Annotated in this window: 22 protein-coding genes, 1 tRNA gene and 5 pseudogenes; 12 read left to right on the top strand and 16 right to left on the bottom strand. The window is 35.2% G+C overall.

Annotated elements, in window-relative coordinates; all coding sequences use genetic code 11:
- Positions 1-100: 100 nt before the first annotated feature.
- From AAGD51_RS03740 to AAGD51_RS03755, 5 genes are all read right to left on the bottom strand, one after another.
- Complete coding sequence (locus AAGD51_RS03740) at positions 101-265, bottom strand: IS3 family transposase (RefSeq protein WP_010082072.1); 165 nt, start codon at positions 263-265, stop codon at positions 101-103.
- Positions 258-419 carry a DDE-type integrase/transposase/recombinase gene (locus AAGD51_RS07225; RefSeq protein ID WP_010082071.1) on the bottom strand — a complete coding sequence of 54 codons (162 nt, stop codon included), beginning with the start codon at positions 417-419 and terminating at the stop codon, positions 258-260. The genes AAGD51_RS03740 and AAGD51_RS07225 overlap by 8 nt, the downstream gene beginning before the upstream one ends.
- A gap of 3 nt (positions 420-422) precedes the next feature.
- Positions 423-869, bottom strand: coding sequence for an IS3 family transposase (locus tag AAGD51_RS03745; protein WP_265029786.1), 447 nt, complete (start codon positions 867-869; stop codon positions 423-425).
- Positions 866-1,698 (bottom strand): IS5-like element ISWpi1 family transposase gene (locus AAGD51_RS03750; protein WP_341810371.1). Its coding sequence is split into 2 segments (ribosomal slippage): positions 866-1,329 and positions 1,329-1,698, totalling 834 coding nucleotides; the frame shifts between segments, so codons are not numbered across the junction. Before AAGD51_RS03750 ends, AAGD51_RS03745 begins: the two co-directional genes overlap by 4 nt.
- Positions 1,699-1,769: 71 nt before the next feature.
- Positions 1,770-2,781 (bottom strand): IS630 family transposase gene (locus AAGD51_RS03755; protein ID WP_236514338.1). Its coding sequence is split into 2 segments (ribosomal slippage): positions 1,770-2,318 and positions 2,320-2,781, totalling 1,011 coding nucleotides; the frame shifts between segments, so codons are not numbered across the junction.
- Positions 2,782-2,850: 69 nt separating this feature from the next.
- Here AAGD51_RS03755 and AAGD51_RS03760 point away from each other — a divergent pair.
- The 3 genes from AAGD51_RS03760 to AAGD51_RS03765 are packed head-to-tail and all read left to right on the top strand — an operon-like array spanning position 2,851 to position 3,604.
- Positions 2,851-3,282 carry an IS3 family transposase gene (locus tag AAGD51_RS03760; protein WP_341810372.1) on the top strand — a complete coding sequence of 144 codons (432 nt, stop codon included), beginning with the start codon at positions 2,851-2,853 and terminating at the stop codon, positions 3,280-3,282.
- A gap of 48 nt (positions 3,283-3,330) precedes the next feature.
- The gene (locus AAGD51_RS07230; protein ID WP_406722028.1) at positions 3,331-3,447 is read left to right on the top strand and encodes a hypothetical protein; all 117 of its coding nucleotides are present in this window, start codon (positions 3,331-3,333) and stop codon (positions 3,445-3,447) included.
- On the top strand, positions 3,440-3,604 hold the full coding sequence (locus tag AAGD51_RS03765; protein WP_010082072.1) for an IS3 family transposase: 165 nt from the start codon (positions 3,440-3,442) through the stop codon (positions 3,602-3,604). The genes AAGD51_RS07230 and AAGD51_RS03765 overlap by 8 nt, the downstream gene beginning before the upstream one ends.
- A 403-nt stretch (positions 3,605-4,007) precedes the next feature.
- Here the strand turns inward: AAGD51_RS03765 and AAGD51_RS03770 are convergent, their stop codons facing one another.
- The 4 genes from AAGD51_RS03770 to AAGD51_RS03785 form a co-directional block, all read right to left on the bottom strand.
- Positions 4,008-4,793 carry a hypothetical protein gene (locus AAGD51_RS03770; RefSeq protein ID WP_077188485.1) on the bottom strand — a complete coding sequence of 262 codons (786 nt, stop codon included), beginning with the start codon at positions 4,791-4,793 and terminating at the stop codon, positions 4,008-4,010.
- Between the two features lie 65 nt (positions 4,794-4,858).
- Positions 4,859-5,206, bottom strand: coding sequence for a phage tail tube protein (locus AAGD51_RS03775; RefSeq protein WP_236514521.1), 348 nt, complete (start codon positions 5,204-5,206; stop codon positions 4,859-4,861).
- Positions 5,203-6,035, bottom strand: a protein-coding gene (locus tag AAGD51_RS03780; RefSeq protein ID WP_341810373.1) for an IS5-like element ISWpi1 family transposase whose coding sequence is annotated in 2 segments (ribosomal slippage) — positions 5,203-5,666 and positions 5,666-6,035 — 834 coding nt in all. Because the reading frame shifts where the segments join, the coding sequence is not laid out codon by codon here. The genes AAGD51_RS03775 and AAGD51_RS03780 overlap by 4 nt, the downstream gene beginning before the upstream one ends.
- Before the next feature lie 71 nt (positions 6,036-6,106).
- Positions 6,107-7,118 (bottom strand): IS630 family transposase gene (locus AAGD51_RS03785; RefSeq protein WP_236514338.1). Its coding sequence is split into 2 segments (ribosomal slippage): positions 6,107-6,655 and positions 6,657-7,118, totalling 1,011 coding nucleotides; the frame shifts between segments, so codons are not numbered across the junction.
- A 144-nt stretch (positions 7,119-7,262) separates the two neighbouring features.
- Here AAGD51_RS03785 and AAGD51_RS03790 point away from each other — a divergent pair.
- The 4 genes and pseudogenes from AAGD51_RS03790 (at position 7,263) to gatC (ending at position 9,937) form a co-directional block, all read left to right on the top strand.
- A pseudogene (locus AAGD51_RS03790) lies at positions 7,263-8,095 on the top strand (IS5 family transposase).
- 13 nt (positions 8,096-8,108) lie between these two features.
- A pseudogene (locus tag AAGD51_RS03795) lies at positions 8,109-8,432 on the top strand (ankyrin repeat domain-containing protein); the annotation flags it as partial.
- A 303-nt stretch (positions 8,433-8,735) separates the two neighbouring features.
- Entirely contained in the window at positions 8,736-9,650 is a 915-nt protein-coding gene (locus tag AAGD51_RS03800) for a ribose-phosphate diphosphokinase (protein WP_341810374.1), read from the top strand.
- Complete coding sequence (gene gatC / locus AAGD51_RS03805) at positions 9,647-9,937, top strand: Asp-tRNA(Asn)/Glu-tRNA(Gln) amidotransferase subunit GatC (RefSeq protein WP_341810511.1); 291 nt, start codon at positions 9,647-9,649, stop codon at positions 9,935-9,937. The genes AAGD51_RS03800 and gatC overlap by 4 nt, the downstream gene beginning before the upstream one ends.
- Before the next feature lie 41 nt (positions 9,938-9,978).
- Here gatC and AAGD51_RS03810 read toward each other — a convergent pair whose 3' ends face one another.
- From AAGD51_RS03810 to AAGD51_RS03835, 6 genes and pseudogenes are all read right to left on the bottom strand, one after another.
- Entirely contained in the window at positions 9,979-11,241 is a 1,263-nt protein-coding gene (locus tag AAGD51_RS03810) for a Tol-Pal system protein TolB (RefSeq protein WP_006279726.1), read from the bottom strand.
- Between the two features lie 5 nt (positions 11,242-11,246).
- Positions 11,247-12,881, bottom strand: a complete 1,635-nt coding sequence (locus AAGD51_RS03815; protein ID WP_012673044.1) for a ribonuclease J — start codon at positions 12,879-12,881, stop codon at positions 11,247-11,249.
- A 208-nt stretch (positions 12,882-13,089) separates the two neighbouring features.
- Complete coding sequence (dnaJ, locus tag AAGD51_RS03820) at positions 13,090-14,208, bottom strand: molecular chaperone DnaJ (protein ID WP_012673045.1); 1,119 nt, start codon at positions 14,206-14,208, stop codon at positions 13,090-13,092.
- A gap of 82 nt (positions 14,209-14,290) precedes the next feature.
- A tRNA-Arg gene (locus tag AAGD51_RS03825) sits at positions 14,291-14,368 on the bottom strand.
- 63 nt (positions 14,369-14,431) lie between these two features.
- A complete protein-coding gene (locus AAGD51_RS03830; protein ID WP_236514327.1) occupies positions 14,432-15,085 on the bottom strand; it encodes a hypothetical protein in 654 nt (217 codons plus the stop codon).
- Positions 15,086-15,601: 516 nt separating this feature from the next.
- Positions 15,602-15,880 (bottom strand): annotated as a pseudogene (locus AAGD51_RS03835) (hypothetical protein); the annotation flags it as partial.
- On the opposite strand from AAGD51_RS03835, the pseudogene AAGD51_RS03840 reads away from it, so the two are divergent.
- A pseudogene (locus AAGD51_RS03840) lies at positions 15,872-16,282 on the top strand (IS4 family transposase); the annotation flags it as partial. The pseudogenes AAGD51_RS03835 and AAGD51_RS03840 sit on opposite strands and share 9 nt — an antisense overlap.
- Before the next feature lie 7 nt (positions 16,283-16,289).
- On the opposite strand, the pseudogene AAGD51_RS03845 reads toward AAGD51_RS03840, so the two are convergent.
- Positions 16,290-16,833, bottom strand: a pseudogene (locus AAGD51_RS03845) (DUF6444 domain-containing protein); the annotation flags it as partial.
- Between the two features lie 466 nt (positions 16,834-17,299).
- Here AAGD51_RS03845 and AAGD51_RS03850 point away from each other — a divergent pair.
- The 4 genes from AAGD51_RS03850 (at position 17,300) to AAGD51_RS03865 (ending at position 20,679) form a co-directional block, all read left to right on the top strand.
- The gene (locus AAGD51_RS03850) at positions 17,300-17,941 is read left to right on the top strand and encodes a protocatechuate 3,4-dioxygenase (RefSeq protein WP_006279956.1); all 642 of its coding nucleotides are present in this window, start codon (positions 17,300-17,302) and stop codon (positions 17,939-17,941) included.
- Positions 17,942-18,037: 96 nt separating this feature from the next.
- Positions 18,038-19,540: a leucyl aminopeptidase gene (locus AAGD51_RS03855; RefSeq protein ID WP_341810375.1), complete on the top strand. Its 1,503-nt coding sequence runs from the start codon at positions 18,038-18,040 to the stop codon at positions 19,538-19,540.
- 189 nt (positions 19,541-19,729) lie between these two features.
- Positions 19,730-20,278 (top strand): transposase, encoded by a 549-nt coding sequence (locus AAGD51_RS03860; protein WP_341810376.1) that lies wholly within the window; start codon positions 19,730-19,732, stop codon positions 20,276-20,278.
- Positions 20,272-20,679, top strand: coding sequence for a transposase (locus AAGD51_RS03865; RefSeq protein WP_049973602.1), 408 nt, complete (start codon positions 20,272-20,274; stop codon positions 20,677-20,679). The genes AAGD51_RS03860 and AAGD51_RS03865 overlap by 7 nt, the downstream gene beginning before the upstream one ends.
- Positions 20,680-20,694 lie beyond the last annotated feature (15 nt).

The raw sequence follows: 20,694 nt of genomic DNA on the forward strand, positions 1-20,694 counted from the left end.
AAGCTGGATTTAACTGACCTTACCCAGAAAAAGTGGAGAGAAAGTGTGGAATGTTTTTTACAAAAAGAATGATGCATCAAATTGTTCTGGAATGCAATAGTTAATAGTGACGTTGTTTGTTATAAAAAATTTCTATGTATTCAAATATTGCAGTTCTAGTTTGTTGAGCAGAGTGTTGTGAAGTATCAATAAGTATTTCTCTTTTCAATGAGCTAAAGAAGCTTTCTGCAACAGAATTGTCGTAACAACAGCCTTTATTACTCATCTATATTCTTTACAGCTAAGAGATATTGATACCCTTGCGCAGTATATTGTGAACCTTGGTCACTGTGCAGCAGTAGATTTTTAACAGGTTTACGCCTATTAATGGCCATTAATAAAGAGTTCATAACCAATTGTTTATTTATTGCACTACTCATTAACTACCATACGTGAGAATTATTGCTGCCAAATATAGCCATCCCTCCTTGGTTTTGATGTAAGTAATCCCATACTTTATTTGGTTGATCAACAATAAAGTTTTGATCTAGTATATTGGGAGCTACAGCTCTATTATCTGTTTGTTGTTTTTTAATTTTAAACTTTCTTCTCAGTATAGCCCTGATGTCATTTTTCTGCATAATACTTTGCACCGTTTTCAAATTGCAACTTTTACCCAAAGCCTTCAATTCAGCATGAATTTTAGGAGCTCCATATCTACATTTAGAAACTTGATATATTTTTTGAATAGCTTCGAGTAGCTCTTTATTTGCTGATTCTCTACTGCTTATTTTTCTTGTGGTCCACTTATAGTAGCCACTAGCAGAAAATCCTACATAATTCCTGTACTTTATAGCAGTTAGAGGTTGTCCGGAAACTAGTAAATTCAAGCATATTCCTTCTTTAACATAACCCTACTCATAGCTAGGTATATGAAATTCTCAGTGGATGTTGTGAGTAAATCATACTCCTTCGATAGCCTTCTATTCCTATTAACCCAAGCAAAAGTCCTTTCTACAACCCATCTTCTTGGCTGTACTTTAAACCCTTGTTCTCTTGTTGGTAGTAGCTCAGGTGGCGTATCTTTGTGCACCCAAAATCTACATGGAGGCCTTGTAACAATTTCAATATCTATGTCATATTCTTCCTTTATGTGATTCTTTAAATTTCTTCCTTGGTATCCCATGTCAGCCCACATTTTTTTAACTTTAGTATATTTTGTTCTCATATTGTTTAATGCTATTTTAATACCATCTCTATCATTTTCGTTAGCAGCGCCTACGTAACAACCTAGTATAAAACCCTGAGTGTCTGTAATTATATGCCTTTTTCTACCCTTTACTTTTTTACTTCCATCATAGCCTTTGATCCCCCCTTTTCTGTAGTCTTTACAGATTGACTATCTACTATACAGGCACTCGGCTGCTCATTCCTTCCTATTTTTCTTCTACTATATTTTGTAATTTCATAATTCATTTTCTCAAAAATTCCCTGCTTCTTCCATTGCCTGAACTGCTCATACACAGTCTTCCATAGCGGAAAATCATTTGGTAAATACCGCCATTGACACCCTGTACGCAATACATAGAAAATTGCTTCTAATATTTCTCTTTTGCTATACTTTGGCGGCCTTCCTCCTTTCTTGTATGATACTCTGAAGTGTTTTTCTATTCTTGCCCATTCCCTTTCGCTTAGATCTGTTGGATACTTTTTTCTCATCTTTACCCCGTACTAAAATTTCAGATATTATAGCCTTTTACTTGTTTCCGGACAACCTCTAATACCAATTCTCATTGTTGTCCAGTCAAATAGGAAACATTGCAGAGTTGTTTAATTGTGGAGCTGGCAAGAGAAGTAATAAATTTGCACAAAGCACCCTCAAGTAGAGCAATTGTATCGTATATTTTATTGCGCAAAATGTTCTGTTTTATATATAACCAAAGCCTCTCAACAGGATTTAGCTCAGGTGAGTATGGAGGTAGGTATATAATGTCGATATTTTTAGGTACCTTTAAATTTTTTGACCTATGCCAACTAGCACAGTCCATAACGAGAAAAGCCTCTCGTGTTTCTAGATATTGCGAAATTTGCTCAAGAAATATGTTCATGCAATCAGTGTTGACATTTGGTGCAAATAAGCTAGAACTCTCTCGATTTCTAGGATTAACTGCACTATAGAGATAGAAATTTTGCCTACCTAATTTTGTTTTAACCTGTGTTCTAATCCCCTTTTTAAACCACCCATGTCCAACTTTTGAATGTGTGCCAAACCATGATTCATCAAAGAAAAATAGCTCTTTTTCTGGATACTTGCTAATAGCTCCATTGAGATTTTTTTTTGAATTCCTCTTGTTTGCTTTTATCTTGTCCATTATGAACTGGTCTTGGTGTAATATATGAGAATTTCATCTTTTGCATATGGCGGTGTACTGTAGATTTGCTGATATTTAATCCGAACTTTTCCTGGATTCTTATTCTCATTTCTTTAATGGTGATATTAGGATTTTCTTCTATCCACTCTTCAATTTGCTGTAGTTGAGCCTGATTTAATTTAGTTTTTCTACGACGTTGTGAAGGAGCAAACAGTTTTTCTTCTCTGCCAATTTTCAAGAGTTTTACCCACGAAGTTAGTGCGCTTCTTGAAATGCAATATATTTTTGCTACAGCCGTTATACTGTACTTTTTTGCTGCAATTACAGCATTTAGTTTTTTTGAAACATATGCATTATTCCTTACTTTCTTCAGCATTTCTTTTGCTGATTCTACTACTTTTTCATCCAATAATTTTGATCTTAATGCCATTTAAACCTCGCTATTTTACTTACTTCAGTATGGCTTTTCTTCCATCATTGTCCATCTGTTTGCCCTGTAATGGGAATTGGTATAACTGCTATAAAGTACAGGAATTATGTAGGATTTTCTGCTAGTGGCTACTATAAGTGGACCACAAGAAAAATAAGCAGTAGAGAATCAGCAAATAAAGAGCTACTCGAAGCTATTCAAAAAATATATCAAGTTTCTAAATGTAGATATGGAGCTCCTAAAATTCATGCTGAATTGAAGGCTTTGGGTAAAAGTTGCAATTTGAAAACGGTGCAAAGTATTATGCAGAAAAATGACATCAGGGCTATACTGAGAAGAAAGTTTAAAATTAAAAAACAACAAACAGATAATAGAGCTGTAGCTCCCAATATACTAGATCAAAACTTTATTGTTGATCAACCAAATAAAGTATGGGATTACTTACATCAAAACCAAGGAGGGATGGCTATATTTGGCAGCAATAATTCTCACGTATGGTAGTTAATGAGTAGTGCAATAAATAAACAATTGGTTATGAACTCTTTATTAATGGCCATTAATAGGCGTAAACCTGTTAAAAATCTACTGCTGCACAGTGACCAAGGTTCACAATATACTGCGCAAGGGTATCAATATCTCTTAGCTGTAAAGAATATAGATGAGTAATAAAGGCTGTTGTTACGACAATTCTGTTGCAGAAAGCTTCTTTAGCTCATTGAAAAGAGAAATACTTATTGATACTTCACAACACTCTGCTCAACAAACTAGAACTGCAATATTTGAATACATAGAAATTTTTTATAACAAACAACGTCACTATTAACTATTGCATTCCAGAACAATTTGATGCATCATTCTTTTTGTAAAAAACATTCCACACTTTCTCTCCACTTTTTCTGGGTAAGGTCAGTTGGATTTTCACCAATTGTATTCTAAACGCTTACTTGGCGCACCCATAACAAAAATGCCTGAAAAACGTTAATAATTATATACTATTATTAATAATTATTCAACCATATTTTAAGCTTACAATTTTGAGCTTAACTGACGCTTATGGATAGGGGCAACTCTATCACCCTGTGTTATGTTTATTTTCTAACGGACGCTGATTTTTGTATCGTAATTTCTTGCTATAAATTGGTTATATAAGAGCTGGCTTCTAAAATTTTATAACCCTAATTTGAATTAACAGACAGTAGAATCGAAAGATTATTACAAGGAGAAATCTACACAGATCGACCCTTTTGTGAATCTGCGTTTCTGCTTTCTTCAACTTGTTTTGCAAAAGATGTTTCCGGTTTCTGAAGTGGCTTAGCAATTTCACGCACAACGGCAATAACTGCTGTTAAAAACGTTTTTAACAATGCACCTAAAGCTCCACCAACTGCTTCCCTGCCATATATATGAGCTTGCTTTTCGTTACCGTCAGCAGTTTCCCCTGCCCTCCTTCTTGGATCCATCCTATGAGCAATCACCGAAAACAACACTCCCCTGATTGAAGACTTCACTTTTTCCTTTGCTTCGTGGACATCCCCATCTTTTGCTGTTTCATGTCCATGACTTAAGTGTTTAGCGTTCATTAGCTCCTTTTGTTGCTGGGCAAACATGCTACTTAATACTTCTTCTATCACTTGCTTTCTTCTCTTCTCTCTAACTCTTTTCATAGATTCTGATTTATCGCGAGTGTGTTTGGTAGTTTCAAATTCTGCATCAATATCTTCGGACGCAGCCTGACTATATAAAGTCTCTATGAGCCTGTCTATGCTTCGCTTTATTTGCATAGTCCTTTCGTAACTATCTAAATTATCAATTCCTTCGTCGATCTGATTTAGAATATCCTCAAAAACTTTCAAATAGTCTTGAATATATTGTATTATGTATTGCTTATCTTCCTCTTTGTGTTGTTCTTCTTGATTTTGCTGATTTTCATTTTCTAAACTTTTCTCTCTTTTATCATCGTTATTTTCTTCAATATCATCACCGTCTTCCTCGAAAAGGTCTTTGTCGTTCATGATTTTTTTTAATTTAGTTAAAATTCTCACCAGTTACTATTGTATATGAAAAAATTAAATTAACATTAATGAAAAGCGTTTACAACTTCAGCACTGACTAAAACGACAGTAAAGCTGTCAAAAGTAACAGGATCATAACACCTCTCATACAATTCAACTGAACACCTAAGCCTTATCTTTTCCTTAGCATTAAAACTAATTTCATAATCATTATTAGAGTTTAGCATAGCAGAATTACGTAATAATTCATCAGCTAATACAGAGTCTAAAATTCCATTAATTTTTATCGTAATGTGTCTGCTTCCAGCAGAATCCAATACTTTTCTCCAGCCAAAAGAAGAAATATCTTTCACCTCTTCTCTGTTATTACGCAAAGTAAACCTTAGAGGTTGTCCGGAAACTAGTAAATTCAAGCATATTCCCTCTTTAACATAACCCTACTCATAGCTAGGTATATGAAATTCTCAGTGGATGTTGTGAGTAAATCATACTCCTTCGGTAGCCTTCTATTCCTATTAACCCAAGCAAAAGTCCTTTCTACAACCCATCTTCTTGGCTGTACTTTAAACCCTTGTTCTCTTGTTGGTAGTAGCTCAGGTGGCGTATCTTTGTGCACCCAAAATCTACATGGAGGCCTTGTAACAATTTCAATATCTATGTCATATTCTTCCTTTATGTGATTCTTTAAATTTCTTCCTTGGTATCCCATGTCAGCCCACATTTTTTTAACTTTAGTATATTTTGTTCTCATATTGTTTAATGCTATTTTAATACCATCTCTATCATTTTCGTTAGCAGCGCCTACGTAACAACCTAGTATAAAACCCTGAGTGTCTGTAATTATATGCCTTTTTCTACCCTTTACTTTTTTACTTCCATCATAGCCTTTGATCCCCCCTTTTCTGTAGTCTTTACAGATTGACTATCTACTATACAGGCACTCGGCTGCTCATTCCTTCCTATTTTTCTTCTACTATATTTTGTAATTTCATAATTCATTTTCTCAAAAATTCCCTGCTTCTTCCATTGCCTGAACTGCTCATACACAGTCTTCCATAGCGGAAAATCATTTGGTAAATACCGCCATTGACACCCTGTACGCAATACATAGAAAATTGCTTCTAATATTTCTCTTTTGCTATACTTTGGCGGCCTTCCTCCTTTCTTGTATGATACTCTGAAGTGTTTTTCTATTCTTGCCCATTCCCTTTCGCTTAGATCTGTTGGATACTTTTTTCTCATCTTTACCCCGTACTAAAATTTCAGATATTATAGCCTTTTACTTGTTTCCGGACAACCTCTAATACCAATTCTCATTGTTGTCCAGTCAAATAGGAAACATTGCAGAGTTGTTTAATTGTGGAGCTGGCAAGAGAAGTAATAAATTTGCACAAAGCACCCTCAAGTAGAGCAATTGTATCGTATATTTTATTGCGCAAAATGTTCTGTTTTATATATAACCAAAGCCTCTCAACAGGATTTAGCTCAGGTGAGTATGGAGGTAGGTATATAATGTCGATATTTTTAGGTACCTTTAAATTTTTTGACCTATGCCAACTAGCACAGTCCATAACGAGAAAAGCCTCTCGTGTTTCTAGATATTGCGAAATTTGCTCAAGAAATATGTTCATGCAATCAGTGTTGACATTTGGTGCAAATAAGCTAGAACTCTCTCGATTTCTAGGATTAACTGCACTATAGAGATAGAAATTTTGCCTACCTAATTTTGTTTTAACCTGTGTTCTAATCCCCTTTTTAAACCACCCATGTCCAACTTTTGAATGTGTGCCAAACCATGATTCATCAAAGAAAAATAGCTCTTTTTCTGGATACTTGCTAATAGCTCCATTGAGATTTTTTTTTGAATTCCTCTTGTTTGCTTTTATCTTGTCCATTATGAACTGGTCTTGGTGTAATATATGAGAATTTCATCTTTTGCATATGGCGGTGTACTGTAGATTTGCTGATATTTAATCCGAACTTTTCCTGGATTCTTATTCTCATTTCTTTAATGGTGATATTAGGATTTTCTTCTATCCACTCTTCAATTTGCTGTAGTTGAGCCTGATTTAATTTAGTTTTTCTACGACGTTGTGAAGGAGCAAACAGTTTTTCTTCTCTGCCAATTTTCAAGAGTTTTACCCACGAAGTTAGTGCGCTTCTTGAAATGCAATATATTTTTGCTACAGCCGTTATACTGTACTTTTTTGCTGCAATTACAGCATTTAGTTTTTTTGAAACATATGCATTATTCCTTACTTTCTTCAGCATTTCTTTTGCTGATTCTACTACTTTTTCATCCAATAATTTTGATCTTAATGCCATTTAAACCTCGCTATTTTACTTACTTCAGTATGGCTTTTCTTCCATCATTGTCCATCTGTTTGCCCTGTAATGGGAATTGGTATCAGAGGTTGTCCGGAAACAAGTAAAAGGCTATAATATCTGAAATTTTAGTACGGGGTAAAGATGAGAAAAAAGTATCCAACAGATCTAAGCGAAAGGGAATGGGCAAGAATAGAAAAACACTTCAGAGTATCATACAAGAAAGGAGGAAGGCCGCCAAAGTATAGCAAAAGAGAAATATTAGAAGCAATTTTCTATGTATTGCGTACAGGGTGTCAATGGCGGTATTTACCAAATGATTTTCCGCTATGGAAGACTGTGTATGAGCAGTTCAGGCAATGGAAGAAGCAGGGAATTTTTGAGAAAATGAATTATGAAATTACAAAATATAGTAGAAGAAAAATAGGAAGGAATGAGCAGCCGAGTGCCTGTATAGTAGATAGTCAATCTGTAAAGACTACAGAAAAGGGGGGATCAAAGGCTATGATGGAAGTAAAAAAGTAAAGGGTAGAAAAAGGCATATAATTACAGACACTCAGGGTTTTATACTAGGTTGTTACGTAGGCGCTGCTAACGAAAATGATAGAGATGGTATTAAAATAGCATTAAACAATATGAGAACAAAATATACTAAAGTTAAAAAAATGTGGGCTGACATGGGATACCAAGGAAGAAATTTAAAGAATCACATAAAGGAAGAATATGACATAGATATTGAAATTGTTACAAGGCCTCCATGTAGATTTTGGGTGCACAAAGATACGCCACCTGAGCTACTACCAACAAGAGAACAAGGGTTTAAAGTACAGCCAAGAAGATGGGTTGTAGAAAGGACTTTTGCTTGGGTTAATAGGAATAGAAGGCTATCGAAGGAGTATGATTTACTCACAACATCCACTGAGAATTTCATATACCTAGCTATGAGTAGGGTTATGTTAAAGAGGGAATATGCTTGAATTTACTAGTTTCCGGACAACCTCTAACAATGCAGTACTCTTTCCTGCCGCTAATAATTGCCCTGGAAAAGTGGTAGAATTCATCATTGAGCAATATATAAAAATCTTTGAGTTAGAGAATTTTATCAACCACAAAAATAATGATGGAATGGATGCTTTGGATATTGCGCTGAATAGTGGAAACGAGAAAGCTATTGAAGTATTAAGATCATATGGAGCAGATATCAAGAATAAGGTAGATGGTAGCATTCAAAAAATTACTGCAGAAAAACCAAGTAGTACCCTAGACAGAGCAGAAAGTGCAGAGGTAGCGCCTCCAATTAAGCAAAGAGTATAAAGCTTTTTATAAAGCGATTATAAATTTCAGTAAGTTGCAGAGGCTCTACAATGGGAAGTGTAGTATGTTAGCAGATACAAATGACTAGATAAATTATATTTCATTAAAGTCATTTATCTTGAAACATAAGCAGGATTTTGTATAGTTGTTTCAATTTGGGTCTGTATATTGAAACAACGCGTGAAAATGACAGGTCATTGTACAAGAGGTACCTAATTCACCGACAAGAATGCTAGATAAAGACACTTACATTTCAATTATTTCACAATTTCTGTATAATCTTAAAAACTCAATTAGTGCGTTATGAAGATAATAATAGGTAATGCTAGTAAGGAATTAGGGGAATCAGTAGTTAACCGGCTAGATGTTCAACCATCCTCTGCTTGGATATCAAAGTTTACCGATGGCGAGGTAAATGTAGAAGTAGCAAATGATCTATATAATCAAGAAGTATATATAATACAATCTCTTTCTCCCCCTGTGAATGATAACCTTATGGAGCTTCTGCTCATAATTGATGCAGTAAATAGATTAGGAGCCAAAAGGATAGTAGTAATTATCCCTTATTATGGATATAGCAGGCAAGATAGAATTATCAAGAACAATAATGTGCAGTCTGCTTTAAGTGCCAAATTAGTTGCAAATCTTATTCAAACTGCAGGTGCAAGTAGTGTTGCAGTTATTGATTTGCACTCAAGTCAAATTGAAGGATTCTTTGATGTACCGATAACTAATTTGAACTGCTTTGAAGCATTTGTTGACTCTATACACACGGAAAATTTGGCAATTGTTGCACCTGATGTTGGAGCAATTGGTAGAGCACGTGCTTTTGCAAAGACTTTAGAGGAAAAGTACAAGATAGGGTTAAGTGATAAGATTATTGTAGTAGATAAATATAGGGAGAAAGCAGGCACATCTCAAGTAATGAACATAATAGGAGAAGTTGCAAACAAAAATTGTGTCATTGTTGATGATATAGTTGACTCTGGTGGAACATTGTGTAATGCAGCTCTTGCTTTAAAAAGTTACGGAGCAAAGTCCGTAACTTCATGCATCACACACGGTGTGCTTTCAGGAAGTGCAGTTGAGAAAATCTCTTCCTCTTCTTTAGATAAATTAGTGATTACGGATACCATACTTCACAAATTTGAAAAAACTGGTAAAATAGAAGTTGTTTCGGTCGTAGATATTTTAACTCACTTTATCCAAGGAGGATAACAATTACCAAGGAAGAAATGCTTAAAATTGCACAGCTTGTAAGGATTAAGTTATCAAATGACGAGATTGATCACTACTCCAAAGAACTGACAATGCTGGATTGGATACACGATACTTTATTGCAAGTTAATACTGAAGGTGTTTCTCCTATGCGTTATGGCAGTATAGACAAGGACATTCATGTACGCGATGATGTTATAAATTCTCAAAATATTAAAGAAGAGATATTGTCCAATACAAAACCTGAGCATGGGTATTTTGTAGTGCCAAAGGTTATAAGCGATTAAAGTAAAATAAGGCTCATATCAAACCTATAATAGATCTACTTTCAAAAATAAGACCAATCCGGTAAAGAAGCATTTGTGGGAGTGGAAACCATTTTTTGATTTTTCTTTACTAAGTCTACTAAATATAGTTTAGAGTTGCTTGGTGATTCTGTTCTTGTAAAAATGATTTCTCTACCATTTGGTAGCCATGCCGGGGATTCAATTTTATGCCCCTCTGAAAGCAGACGTTCTTCTTTGCCATCTGGCTTCATAACTCCTATGTAAAATTTTCCTGACTGAATCTTTGTAAAAGCTATCAGATCTCCTTTTGGCGACCAAACAGGCGTAGCATATCTTCCACTTCCAAAACTAATTCTTTTAGGTTTTTTACTTTTGTTAGTAAAATCGATAACGTACAGTTGCTGACTCCCACTTATATCAGAACTAAAAGCCATATACTTTTGATCTGGAGAAAAAGAGGGAGAAGTGCTTATAGCTGAACCTTTAGTAATTTTTTTTGTCCGTTTACTACTTAAATCTAAAGATAATATATTCGTTTCACCACCCAATGAGTGGGAAATTAAAAGAGATTTACCATCAGGAGAAAATCTTGGTGCAGAAACAACTCCTTCAAATGCGCTGATTATTGATTCAGTGTTATCTTTTAAATTTTTTAATATTATATAACTTTTACCATTTGCGTACGAGATATAAACAATACCCTTTCCATTTGGTGAGAATCTCGGTGTTGACACAAATCTATCGCCATTTGTTAAGTATTTTATATTACTTCCATCTTGATTCATCACAGCAATTTTACGCACAGATTTGTAGTTGCTATCTTTTTCTTCAGCGATATACGTGATTTTTGTGTTGAAGTGCCCTTTCTCACCAATCAATCTATCATGTATCACATCCGAAACGAGGTGACCAATTTTTCTCCAGTCTTTTGCTGGAAAAACAACTGACTGAGTAAGTAATTCTCTTTTTGTAAAAGCGTCAAATAAACGAAATGATAGCTCTAATGCACTACCAGATATTTCGCTTAAACTTACTGTGACTACAGTATCGCTTTTCCAAGATTTAGATTCAGCTTCCGCGCCACGTTTTACATTAAATAAGCCACAATTAGATAAATTTGTTCCTATTACCTTTGCAATATTTTCGCTTAATTCGCTTTCCAACGCTGTTTTACATGTACATTTAGATACAACAAGACCAATGTTACCAACACTGCTTTTTTTTATATCAACATATAAAGCAGCTTTTGTAAAATAAGGAATAAATAACGAAATAAATAACACCAGATGAACGAATAGCTTCATTCATTTCATACCTGTTCTATCTGAACCTCAATTATAGGTCTTTTTAGTAAATATTCCTTTAAGATACTCAATATTGAACTTTCAATCTTATTTTTAATTTTTTTTGTTGGCTGCAAACTAAACAACGACTCAACTTTCTTGACAATTTTCTGTATGGTAGCTGCATCTTCTAGCACTTCAAAAACACCAGGTACAAATACTTTTGGTTTAGCAAGCAATTTATTTTTCTTGTTTACAACTGCTGTTACCACAATAACTCCGGCATCTCTCATTCTTTTACGCATTTTTATAACACTGCTCTCCGGATGACGTAGCAACATACCATCAATACCAAAGTAGTCAACATCAATTGAATCAACCTTTTCTCCGTTCTCCAAATTAACAATATCACCTGGTGCAATCATTATTGCTTTTGCCACACCGCACTCTTTAGCAAATTTTACATGTGCATGCGTGTGAATATATTCGCCGTGAACTGGAATAGACATCTTCGGTTTTATTAAAGAATACATTTCCTTTAGCTCTTCTCTTGTTGGATGCCCAGAAGCATGAACATGCTCTGTTTTTTCAGTAATAACTTCTACCCCCATCTCAATAAAGGCATTGAGCATGTTGTGCGCACGAGTTTCATTTCCAGGAATGATTTTTGACGAAAAGATCATGGTATCACCTTGCTGCATTTTAAATGCTTGATGACTCTTAGCAGCAAGTCTTGCGGTAGCTGCCAGTGGCTCACCTTGACAACCTGTGCAAAGTAGCACCAGTTCTTCCCTTGGAAAATTTACTGCTTCCTTTGCTTCAAGAAACTGAGGAGAATCAGTTAAATAACCACTATCTTGCGCAACTTTCACTATTCTCCATAAAGATCTACCAAGTAAAACTACTTTTCTATTTAGTGCTTTTGCAGCTTGGCTTATCGTTTCAATTCGTGCCACATTTGAAGCGAATAGCGAAACAGCAACTAATTTTTTAGACCGCTTTATTATGTTATAAATATTATTATAAATTTCACCTTCTGACTCAGGGTGATGCTTGCTTAATATATTGGTTGAATCGCAAATTGCTGCAAGCAGGTCACCTTTATCGCCAATTTCTTTTAGACGCTCCATATTAGAAGTTAATCCAACAACAGGTTTTGGATCAAATTTCCAGTCTCCGGTATGGAGTGCACTACCCATTTCAGTGCTAATTAATATTGAATTTGCCTCAGGAATTGAATGAGTTACATTTATAAACTCGACGGTAAAAGGACCCAAATTTATGCTGCCATTTATGTCTACCTCTTTCACAGGCACTATACCTTCCAATCGAAATTCTTTTAGTTTCTCTTTAAGAAAATTAACCGTAAACTTTGTTGTATATATGGAGCACTGCAACTCTTCCCACAAGTGGGGCACTGCACCGCAGTGGTCCTCATGTGCATGTGTAATTATTATTCCAAGTAAATCTTTTTTTCTTTGAGCAATAAAATCTATATCAGCAATGAGCAGCTCAACACCTGGCATAGTTTCATCTGCAAAACCAACACCAAGGTCGATCATAATCCACTTACCTTGGTAATGATATAGGCTAACATTCATCCCGATTCTTCCTACTCCCCCAAGCGGAAGAAATAAAAACTCATTTTTGTTTATATTCATTAAATTTAAATTATTAAAACCTGAGAATAGCAAAACTTCGACCTTAAATAAAGAAATTTATTGCTTTTACATAGTTTTAAGGAACTAAGAAGTTTCTGTTGGCTAATAATAACACTATTGTTAAGTTTTCCATTAATAAGGTCAAAGAATTGCAGGATTAAATGAAAACCCGTAAACAGTTACCCCTTTATGTCATTTAGCAGATTTCTTATTTTTTTTTTACTTTACTAAAAAACCCTTCAGATTGCTGTTGTACACTTGCATTTTCCTCTTCTTCAAGCGCTTTTAATAGTTCAATTTGCTTTTTAGTTAAATTTTTTGGATTTAAAGTCTCAACTATTACCTGTACGTATAAATCACCACGAGCATGTGAGTTCATATATGGCATACCCTTTTCCCTACAACGTAGTTTGGTACCAGTTTGAGTGCCTTCAGGGACCTTTACTTTTATTTTAGCTCCATCAATTGATTGAATATCGATTTCACCACCAAGCACTGCTAGTGTCATTCTTATAGGCACTTTACAGTGTAAATCTGCTTTATTTCTAGCAAAGATTTTATGGAAAATTATTTTCACGTATACGTATAAATCTCCACTTTTTCCACCTTTTGTTCCAGCTTCTCCTTTACCACTTATCCTTACCTTAGCTCCTTCTTCTATGCCTTTTGGAATTGAAACGGATATATTTACTTCATCTCTTCTACGTCCACTTCCACCACATTTCTTACATTTGTTTTGTATTATTTCTCCTTCCCCATAGCATGTAGTACATGTTCTTTCGATGGTAAAAAAGCCTTGTTGAGTTCTAATCCTACCGCTTCCCTGGCATGTGTGGCACTGAACTGGTTTAATTGCTCCTTCGCCACCTGTGCCTTGGCATGTATCACATTTTACATTTGTCACATAATGTATAGGCGCTTGTATTCCTTTAAATGCATCTTCTAAGGTAATTTCAAGATCATAACGTAGGTCTGCTCCAGATACTCCTGTTGTACTTCTTTTTGCTCTCGATCTACTTGCACCACCACCGAATCCTCCACCAAAGAAGTCATTGAATATGTCGCTAAAATCTCCTGCAGAGCTAAAGCCTTGAAATCCACCAGAAGCACCTTCGTGGCCATAACGGTCATAGCCTGCCCTTTTCTCAGAGTCAGACAGAACTTCATATGCAGCTGTTACTTCTTTAAATTTTTCCTCTGCTTCTTGATTGCCAGGATTTCTATCAGGATGATATTTTAATGCTAATTTTTTATACGCTTTTTTTATCTCATCAATACTGGCATTTCTGCCTACTTCCAGCAGATCATAGTAGTCTTTTTTGCTCATATATAATAGTTTAGTGCTTAACCTTTAAAGATAGGTATTACATATATTAATTTCAAGTATGACTTCTGTTTCCTATAAAATGTGGTGCACCCTGAGCGACTTGAACGCCCGACCTTTTGATCCGTAGTCAAATGCTCTAATCCAACTGAGCTAAGGGTGCTTTCACAAAGTTAACTTTAGCAGGTTTTGTAGCTTGATTCAATTAATTTGGCTAAAAATAAAACTATTCATTTCTATCATACGTGAACCCCTCACAATTCTCAGACTGCCGTTTCGCATTAGGATTATCAAATTCACTACAAGGAGGAGCAGTTGGAGTAGTATTAGGATCTTGAGAAAAGTAAGGAGGTGGTGCATCATAACGAGAAGGATCTCCATAACCATGCCCTTGTCTAAGACAGCTATCTACCGCTCCTTTAGCTTTCTCGATATTTTCTGATTCTTCCTCATGCTTCATATGAAAAGCTAAACCACCAGCAAAACATACGAGAGAATTAACGCCAAGGATAGCTAAACCCCACACTGGTAAGACTGGGTAAACAGCACAAGCTACCAAAGCTGCCAAAGAAACAACGCCAACCGCAAATTCTATATTTCTGAACGTTTTAAATTTACTATCCAGGTAATCTATTTTTTCTTCTTTTCTAGCCACTTTTCTGCTGCTGTTATACCAAAAACACATACCAGCATGGAAAGCAACACACACAACTGCAGCTACTATACCCAAAGCTAATAGCTTTCTACTGTCTTCTGATTCTTTTTTATTCTCTTTTCTCCCTTGATGAGTGGTATTACCATTGTTAATATTCGTTATATTATTAACCGTAGTGTGACCACGTCCACCGAATAAAGAATCCATCCAGCATTGTAATAGCAAATAATCCCAAAAGTCTAAACCTCTATTGTGTACATGTATATGTGTAATCTGAGAGCCTGTAGGTTGTGCGTTATTCCCTGCGTTATATTGATCATTTCTGCTTCCTGTATCGTGCCTATTGCTTGAATTTGGATGTGTAAATTTTTCATACGCATTTTTAAAATTCTCCTCACTCCAATTTGTGGTATTTTGCGTATTACAAAATTGTAAAAACTCTTTAACATCACTGTTACTACCAGATTTCTTTATATAGGCTAACGCATACCTTTTTAAAACACTATCACTTGCTACTATAAATACCCTCTTAAGTTAAGATTAAATTAATAAATACTTACTTACTTATTATAACAAGATAACATCTACTTGTCAACTTGAGCCTGATTCAAATATCCGTTCAGAGTGTGGCAGAAGAACTTATTCAAATAAAGTAGGTGGTAAAATATAAACATTTTATAAAGTGAAAAATGGACTTTTCAGACCACTGCCGAGCTAAAAAAGCCCTAAAAACCGTGATACTTAGGCCACTTCTTGCTTAAGCTGTACAATTTCAGCTTGAGAAAGGCCAGTGGATTCAGCTATTAAATTAACAGATACACCAGCTTTAAGTAAATTTTTTGCAACTTCGATTTTTCCTTTCTCTATACCTTCCTCAAGTTTGTATTCAAGAATGGCTTCTTCCTTACGTAGATCCATTATTCTTTCTTCATATGCTACTAAATCTTTTTCATTCCAGCTAAACCTGTCTAATTCATCGTAGGCTAACTTTATTATTGGTGCTTTTTCTGCTATTGCCTTAGATGGAAAATAGAGATATTACATAAAATTTTAAATTCGGTCTCAAAGTTGAAGAATGTAGGCTTGGAATAGCAGAAAGACTAATGAGATATCTAACAGTTGTGAGTATTATTGCTTGGAGGATCTTCTTTATTACATCAATTGCAAGAGCTAACCCAACATTACCATGTACTACTTTATTAGCTGAAGAAGAATGGAAAGTTTTATACGTTAAAATACACAGAAAACCATGTCCAAGTGTAGTTCCCAACATAAAAGAAGCTGTTTCATGAACTTGGAGGCCATTTAGCAAGAAAAAATGACCCAAAACCAGGACCAATTACTCTTTGGAAAGGATATAAACGTCTCTTTGATTTAGCAGAAGGATGGCGACTTGCTCACGAACCTCATATTTGTGGGTAATAGTAAGATTTGATATGCTGCCAACACTTATGTTCAAATTAAAAATGTCATTTATGATACTAGCCACTTCACGCTTTGAGTTTTTGTAAAATCCGCTGAGTGCTGCAATTATAGACTTAACCCTTGGACCAAATGCATCTGGCGTAACACCTTCTGGTAACTTGCTACTTTTTCTTTTTCTGCATCTCCGACAACGACCATGTTCCAATTACTACATAAGGCCTAATTTCCGGAAGATCAACTTTTTGGTGAACATAAGGTTTTTCGCATATTACAAGCTCTCCTCCGCATTCGCAAATATTAGGCAACTCTATTTTTACTACTTTATCCGCTTCCATTGTGGCATGAAAATTTCCTTTATGCCCAACCTGATCGCCAACATTCCTTTCGCTTTTTGGCTTGTCCTTTTTTGTTTTGTACAATTCTTTAGAGCTCGGTAGAGATGAATTTTTCGAGTTTAAACCAAGCCTCTCTTTCAACTCAGCGTTCTCAATCCTCAAGGCCTTATTTTCTGCCTCTAACTCTTCTATCCTCCCTTCCAACTTTTCTATTTTTTGCTGTAAATTTTTGCAAAGTTCTCAAAGGTTTACCACATTACCTCACTTTTGCTCTATGATTATCTTTATTATCTTGCTTTGTCTACCTTATTCTACCACTCCGCTGAACGGATACAATTTACTAAACAGAAAAAAAGGCAAAAGAAACCCTAGGGTAGCTAGTTATTCACTATCCATTTTTTAAGTTGGCGTTTTTTAATGTTTTAAATAGCGCGTTTCAGCTTGTGTAGGTAAAAACCTAGAAATATTGTGAAGACATAAGGTGCACATAGTGCAAAAAATTAAAAATAATACGCCAACTACGTTGTTTTCTTGCTGTTTAATCTGCACAGATGAAGATAACTGAATACCTTCAGTTTTATGATAAGGGGGCTGGCGAAGGGTGTCAAGCAAGTTTTTTCGTTTCTATTTCCAATAAAAGTTTGTTATATGGTTATGCAAGAAGTCTATTATAAATGAAATGAATGTGAAAAATATCTTATTAGCGTTTTTAGTACAAATGGTATTCAGTTTGCCGCTATTTGCAGCTGATCCTGTTTTGCTCAACTGCATTGAAACTCCAGAAATATATGACCTTGATGCAAGGCCAAAAAATTTTAGCTCTTCAAACAATTTAAGAAGGAAACCTGGTTCTCCAAATAGTGCAACAGGAGAATTAATACACATAGTGGGTAGAATTACTGATATAAACTGTTTACCAATACAAAATGCTGTAGTTTCTATATGGCACGCGAATTCACGCGGCGTGAACCATTACGATAAGAATATAGAGGATGATCCGAATTTTGCTGGATCAGGAAGGTTTGTAGTGAATAATCTTGGCTATTATAATTTTATTACGATAGCACCTGGTAAAATTGGTGATAGAGCTCCACATATCAACTTTCTAGTTCAACATCCGGATTTTCCAGAATTCACAACGCAAATGTTTTTTGCTGACCATAATTGCGATAATTGCGCTGATCCTGTTCTTGAAGATTTTGTTAGTAATGGGCTTGCAAGCCTTCTCATAACACCATTTACTTACAGTGATCAGGTCATAAAAACCTATACGTTTAACATTACCTTGGGCGGATATAATAAGTTCTCTAATAAAAGATAAAAAACCTTGCATGTAAGGGAGTCCATAGTAAACTTAAGTGTTATTGTACTTAGGATGTATATGAAAAATATCTTACTGATGTTTTTGCTATGTTTTATGTACAGTTTACAATTATTTGCAACGGAGATACCAGCAATGAAAATAACAATTTCTAAAATTTCGCCCGATTTTAAAACAATAGTAATGGGTTTATTTGAAGACAACGAAACCGTAAATGATGGCGGAGTTTTGCAAGGAAAACAGGTCATAGATAATATAAAGCAATTTAGCGATTTCAATGGAAGTTTTGGTGAATTTTTCTCTACTGCTTTGCCAGAAGAAAAAAATGTTATAGTTGTTGGACTGGGTAAGAAGGATGAATGGAATGAAAATAAAGAATTAAATATTGGTGGTAAAATATATTGTGAGCTAAGCAGATTAAAAATTAAAAAAGCAGCGGTTTTAATCGAAGGTAGTGCAGCAAATGTTGCATATGGTGCGTTTCTGCGTAGTTTTAAGTTTGATAAGTATAAAACTAAAAAGGATGAGAAAATTACAGAGGTAGAGGAGATTACCGTATTAGTAAAAGATGAACAATTAAATAATGCTGAAAGATCATTTGAGCACTTAAGGCAAGAAGGTGAGAGTATATTCCTTGCGCGCTCTTTTATAACAGAGCCTCCTAACATTCTATATCCAGAATCCTATGCTGATCATATAAAAAAAGAACTTACTAAGCTTGGCCTTGAAATCGAGGTGCTTGATAAAAAGCAGATGGAAGAGAAAAAAATGGGAGCCTTGCTTGGAGTTGCACAAGGAAGTAGTAAAGAACCAAAATTAGTAGTGATAAAATGGAATGGGGCTTCTAAAGAACAAAAGCCTATAGCTTTTGTTGGTAAAGGTATAATGTTTGACACTGGTGGAGTATCACTCAAACCTTCACGTGGTATGGAGTCGATGAAATATGACATGGCAGGCTCTGCTACTGTGGTTGGGGTGATGCATGCTTTAGCAGGACGAAAAGCAAAAGTAAATGCAATTGGCGTGGTCGCACTTGCAGAAAATGCAGTGGGTGGTAATGCTCAAAGACCAAGTGATGTAGTAACTTCAATGTCTGGACAAACAATAGAAGTGTTGAACACCGATGCAGAAGGAAGGCTCATACTTGCAGATGCTTTATGGTATACGCAAGATAGATTCTCACCAAAATTTATGATTGATCTTGCAACTTTAACTGGTGCTATAGTGGTTGCACTTGGAAATAACGAATATGCTGGTCTTTTTTCAAATAATGATGAATTAGCAAACCGTCTGATTGATGCAGGAAATGAAGTAAATGAGAAGTTATGGCGTTTTCCTATGAATGAAACTTATGACAAAATTATTGATTCACCGATTGCTGATGTTCAAAACATCGCTCCTGCAGGCTCTGGTGGAGATAGCATAATGGCTGCACAGTTTTTACAGCGTTTTGTGAATGAAACTTGCTGGGCACATTTAGATATCGCAGGCACTGCTTGGCACGAGAAAGGTACTGACATTTGTCCAAGAGGAGCAGTAGGTTTTGGTGTAAGGTTACTTAATAAGTTGGTTGAGAAGTACTACGAAGCCAATGATTAAAGGTCTTTATACTGGATTTATGGCTTAGCTACATGAACGTTTATTTTCGAGGCGCAGCAAATGAAAGTAGCTGATACATATTTCTTTTTTTCTGGATTCCAGTGGGCTTTGTTGCATAGCAACTGAAAAATCTGGTGGCTACTGACAAAATTCATTATAAAATAGCCATTTAACCTTGAAAGAAAAAATATGCCACAAAAAATGAGGGTCAGTAACCATAGCGAATATAACAAATTTCTAGAAAAAAGAGGAAATATTTTTCATTATATCAACGAAGCCATAGAAAAGTGGTACGAGAATGGTCCAAAAATACCAGGTGGCAACAATATTTATAGCGATAAAGTTGTAATTTTGGTGCACATAATAACTTGTTTATTTAGAATAGGCCTGAGGCAAACAGTTGAGTTTATAGCAGGATACCTTGAGCAAATTGGGAAAAATTTGCAAGTTATCAGCTATTCACAATCATCAAGAAGGTTTAAGAAACTCAATATTAAGATCAATGATTGCAGAATTGATAAAAATAATATGGAAGATATCGAAATTGCTATAGACAGTACAGGAATTAGTATATACAACAACACTCCTGGTCATAGCAAAGAAAATAGCGAAGATAGAAAGTATCGCAGCTATGAACAGACAAGAAAATTGCATGTAATGTTGAATACAAACAGCAAAAAAGCCATAGCTGTAAAATACAGTAACGGTCTGATCACTATGGAGCTTGTGATTTGCTAAAAGAAGTCGATTTTCAGTATGTCATAAAAGTACTATATGCAGATAGGGCATATGACAGAGAAAAGCTCTATAAGCTGTGTAATCAATATGGTATAAAAACGAAAATTCCTCCGAAAAACAACGCAGCAGAGCATCCAAAATTGGATTATATGCTTGATAGAAATGCCGCTATTCAGTTAATGAAATTACATGGTGAGAATGGTATAAAAAGATGGAAAGAAGAAGTAAATTACGGAAAAAGATCGTATATTGAAGGATTTTTCTCAAGGTTGAAGCGAATATTTGGGTTTAGTTTTAGGAGCAAATCTGAAATTAATCGTGAGAAGGAACTGCTACTCAAGTGTTATTTGCTTAACAAATTTACTGAAATAGGCATGGCTAAGTTTGAGATAGCTTCATGAATTTATTGTACGTTA

Origin of the sequence: Wolbachia endosymbiont (group A) of Volucella bombylans, from assembly GCF_964026965.1 — a bacterium.
Classification (GTDB): Bacteria; Pseudomonadota; Alphaproteobacteria; order Rickettsiales; family Anaplasmataceae; genus Wolbachia; species Wolbachia pipientis.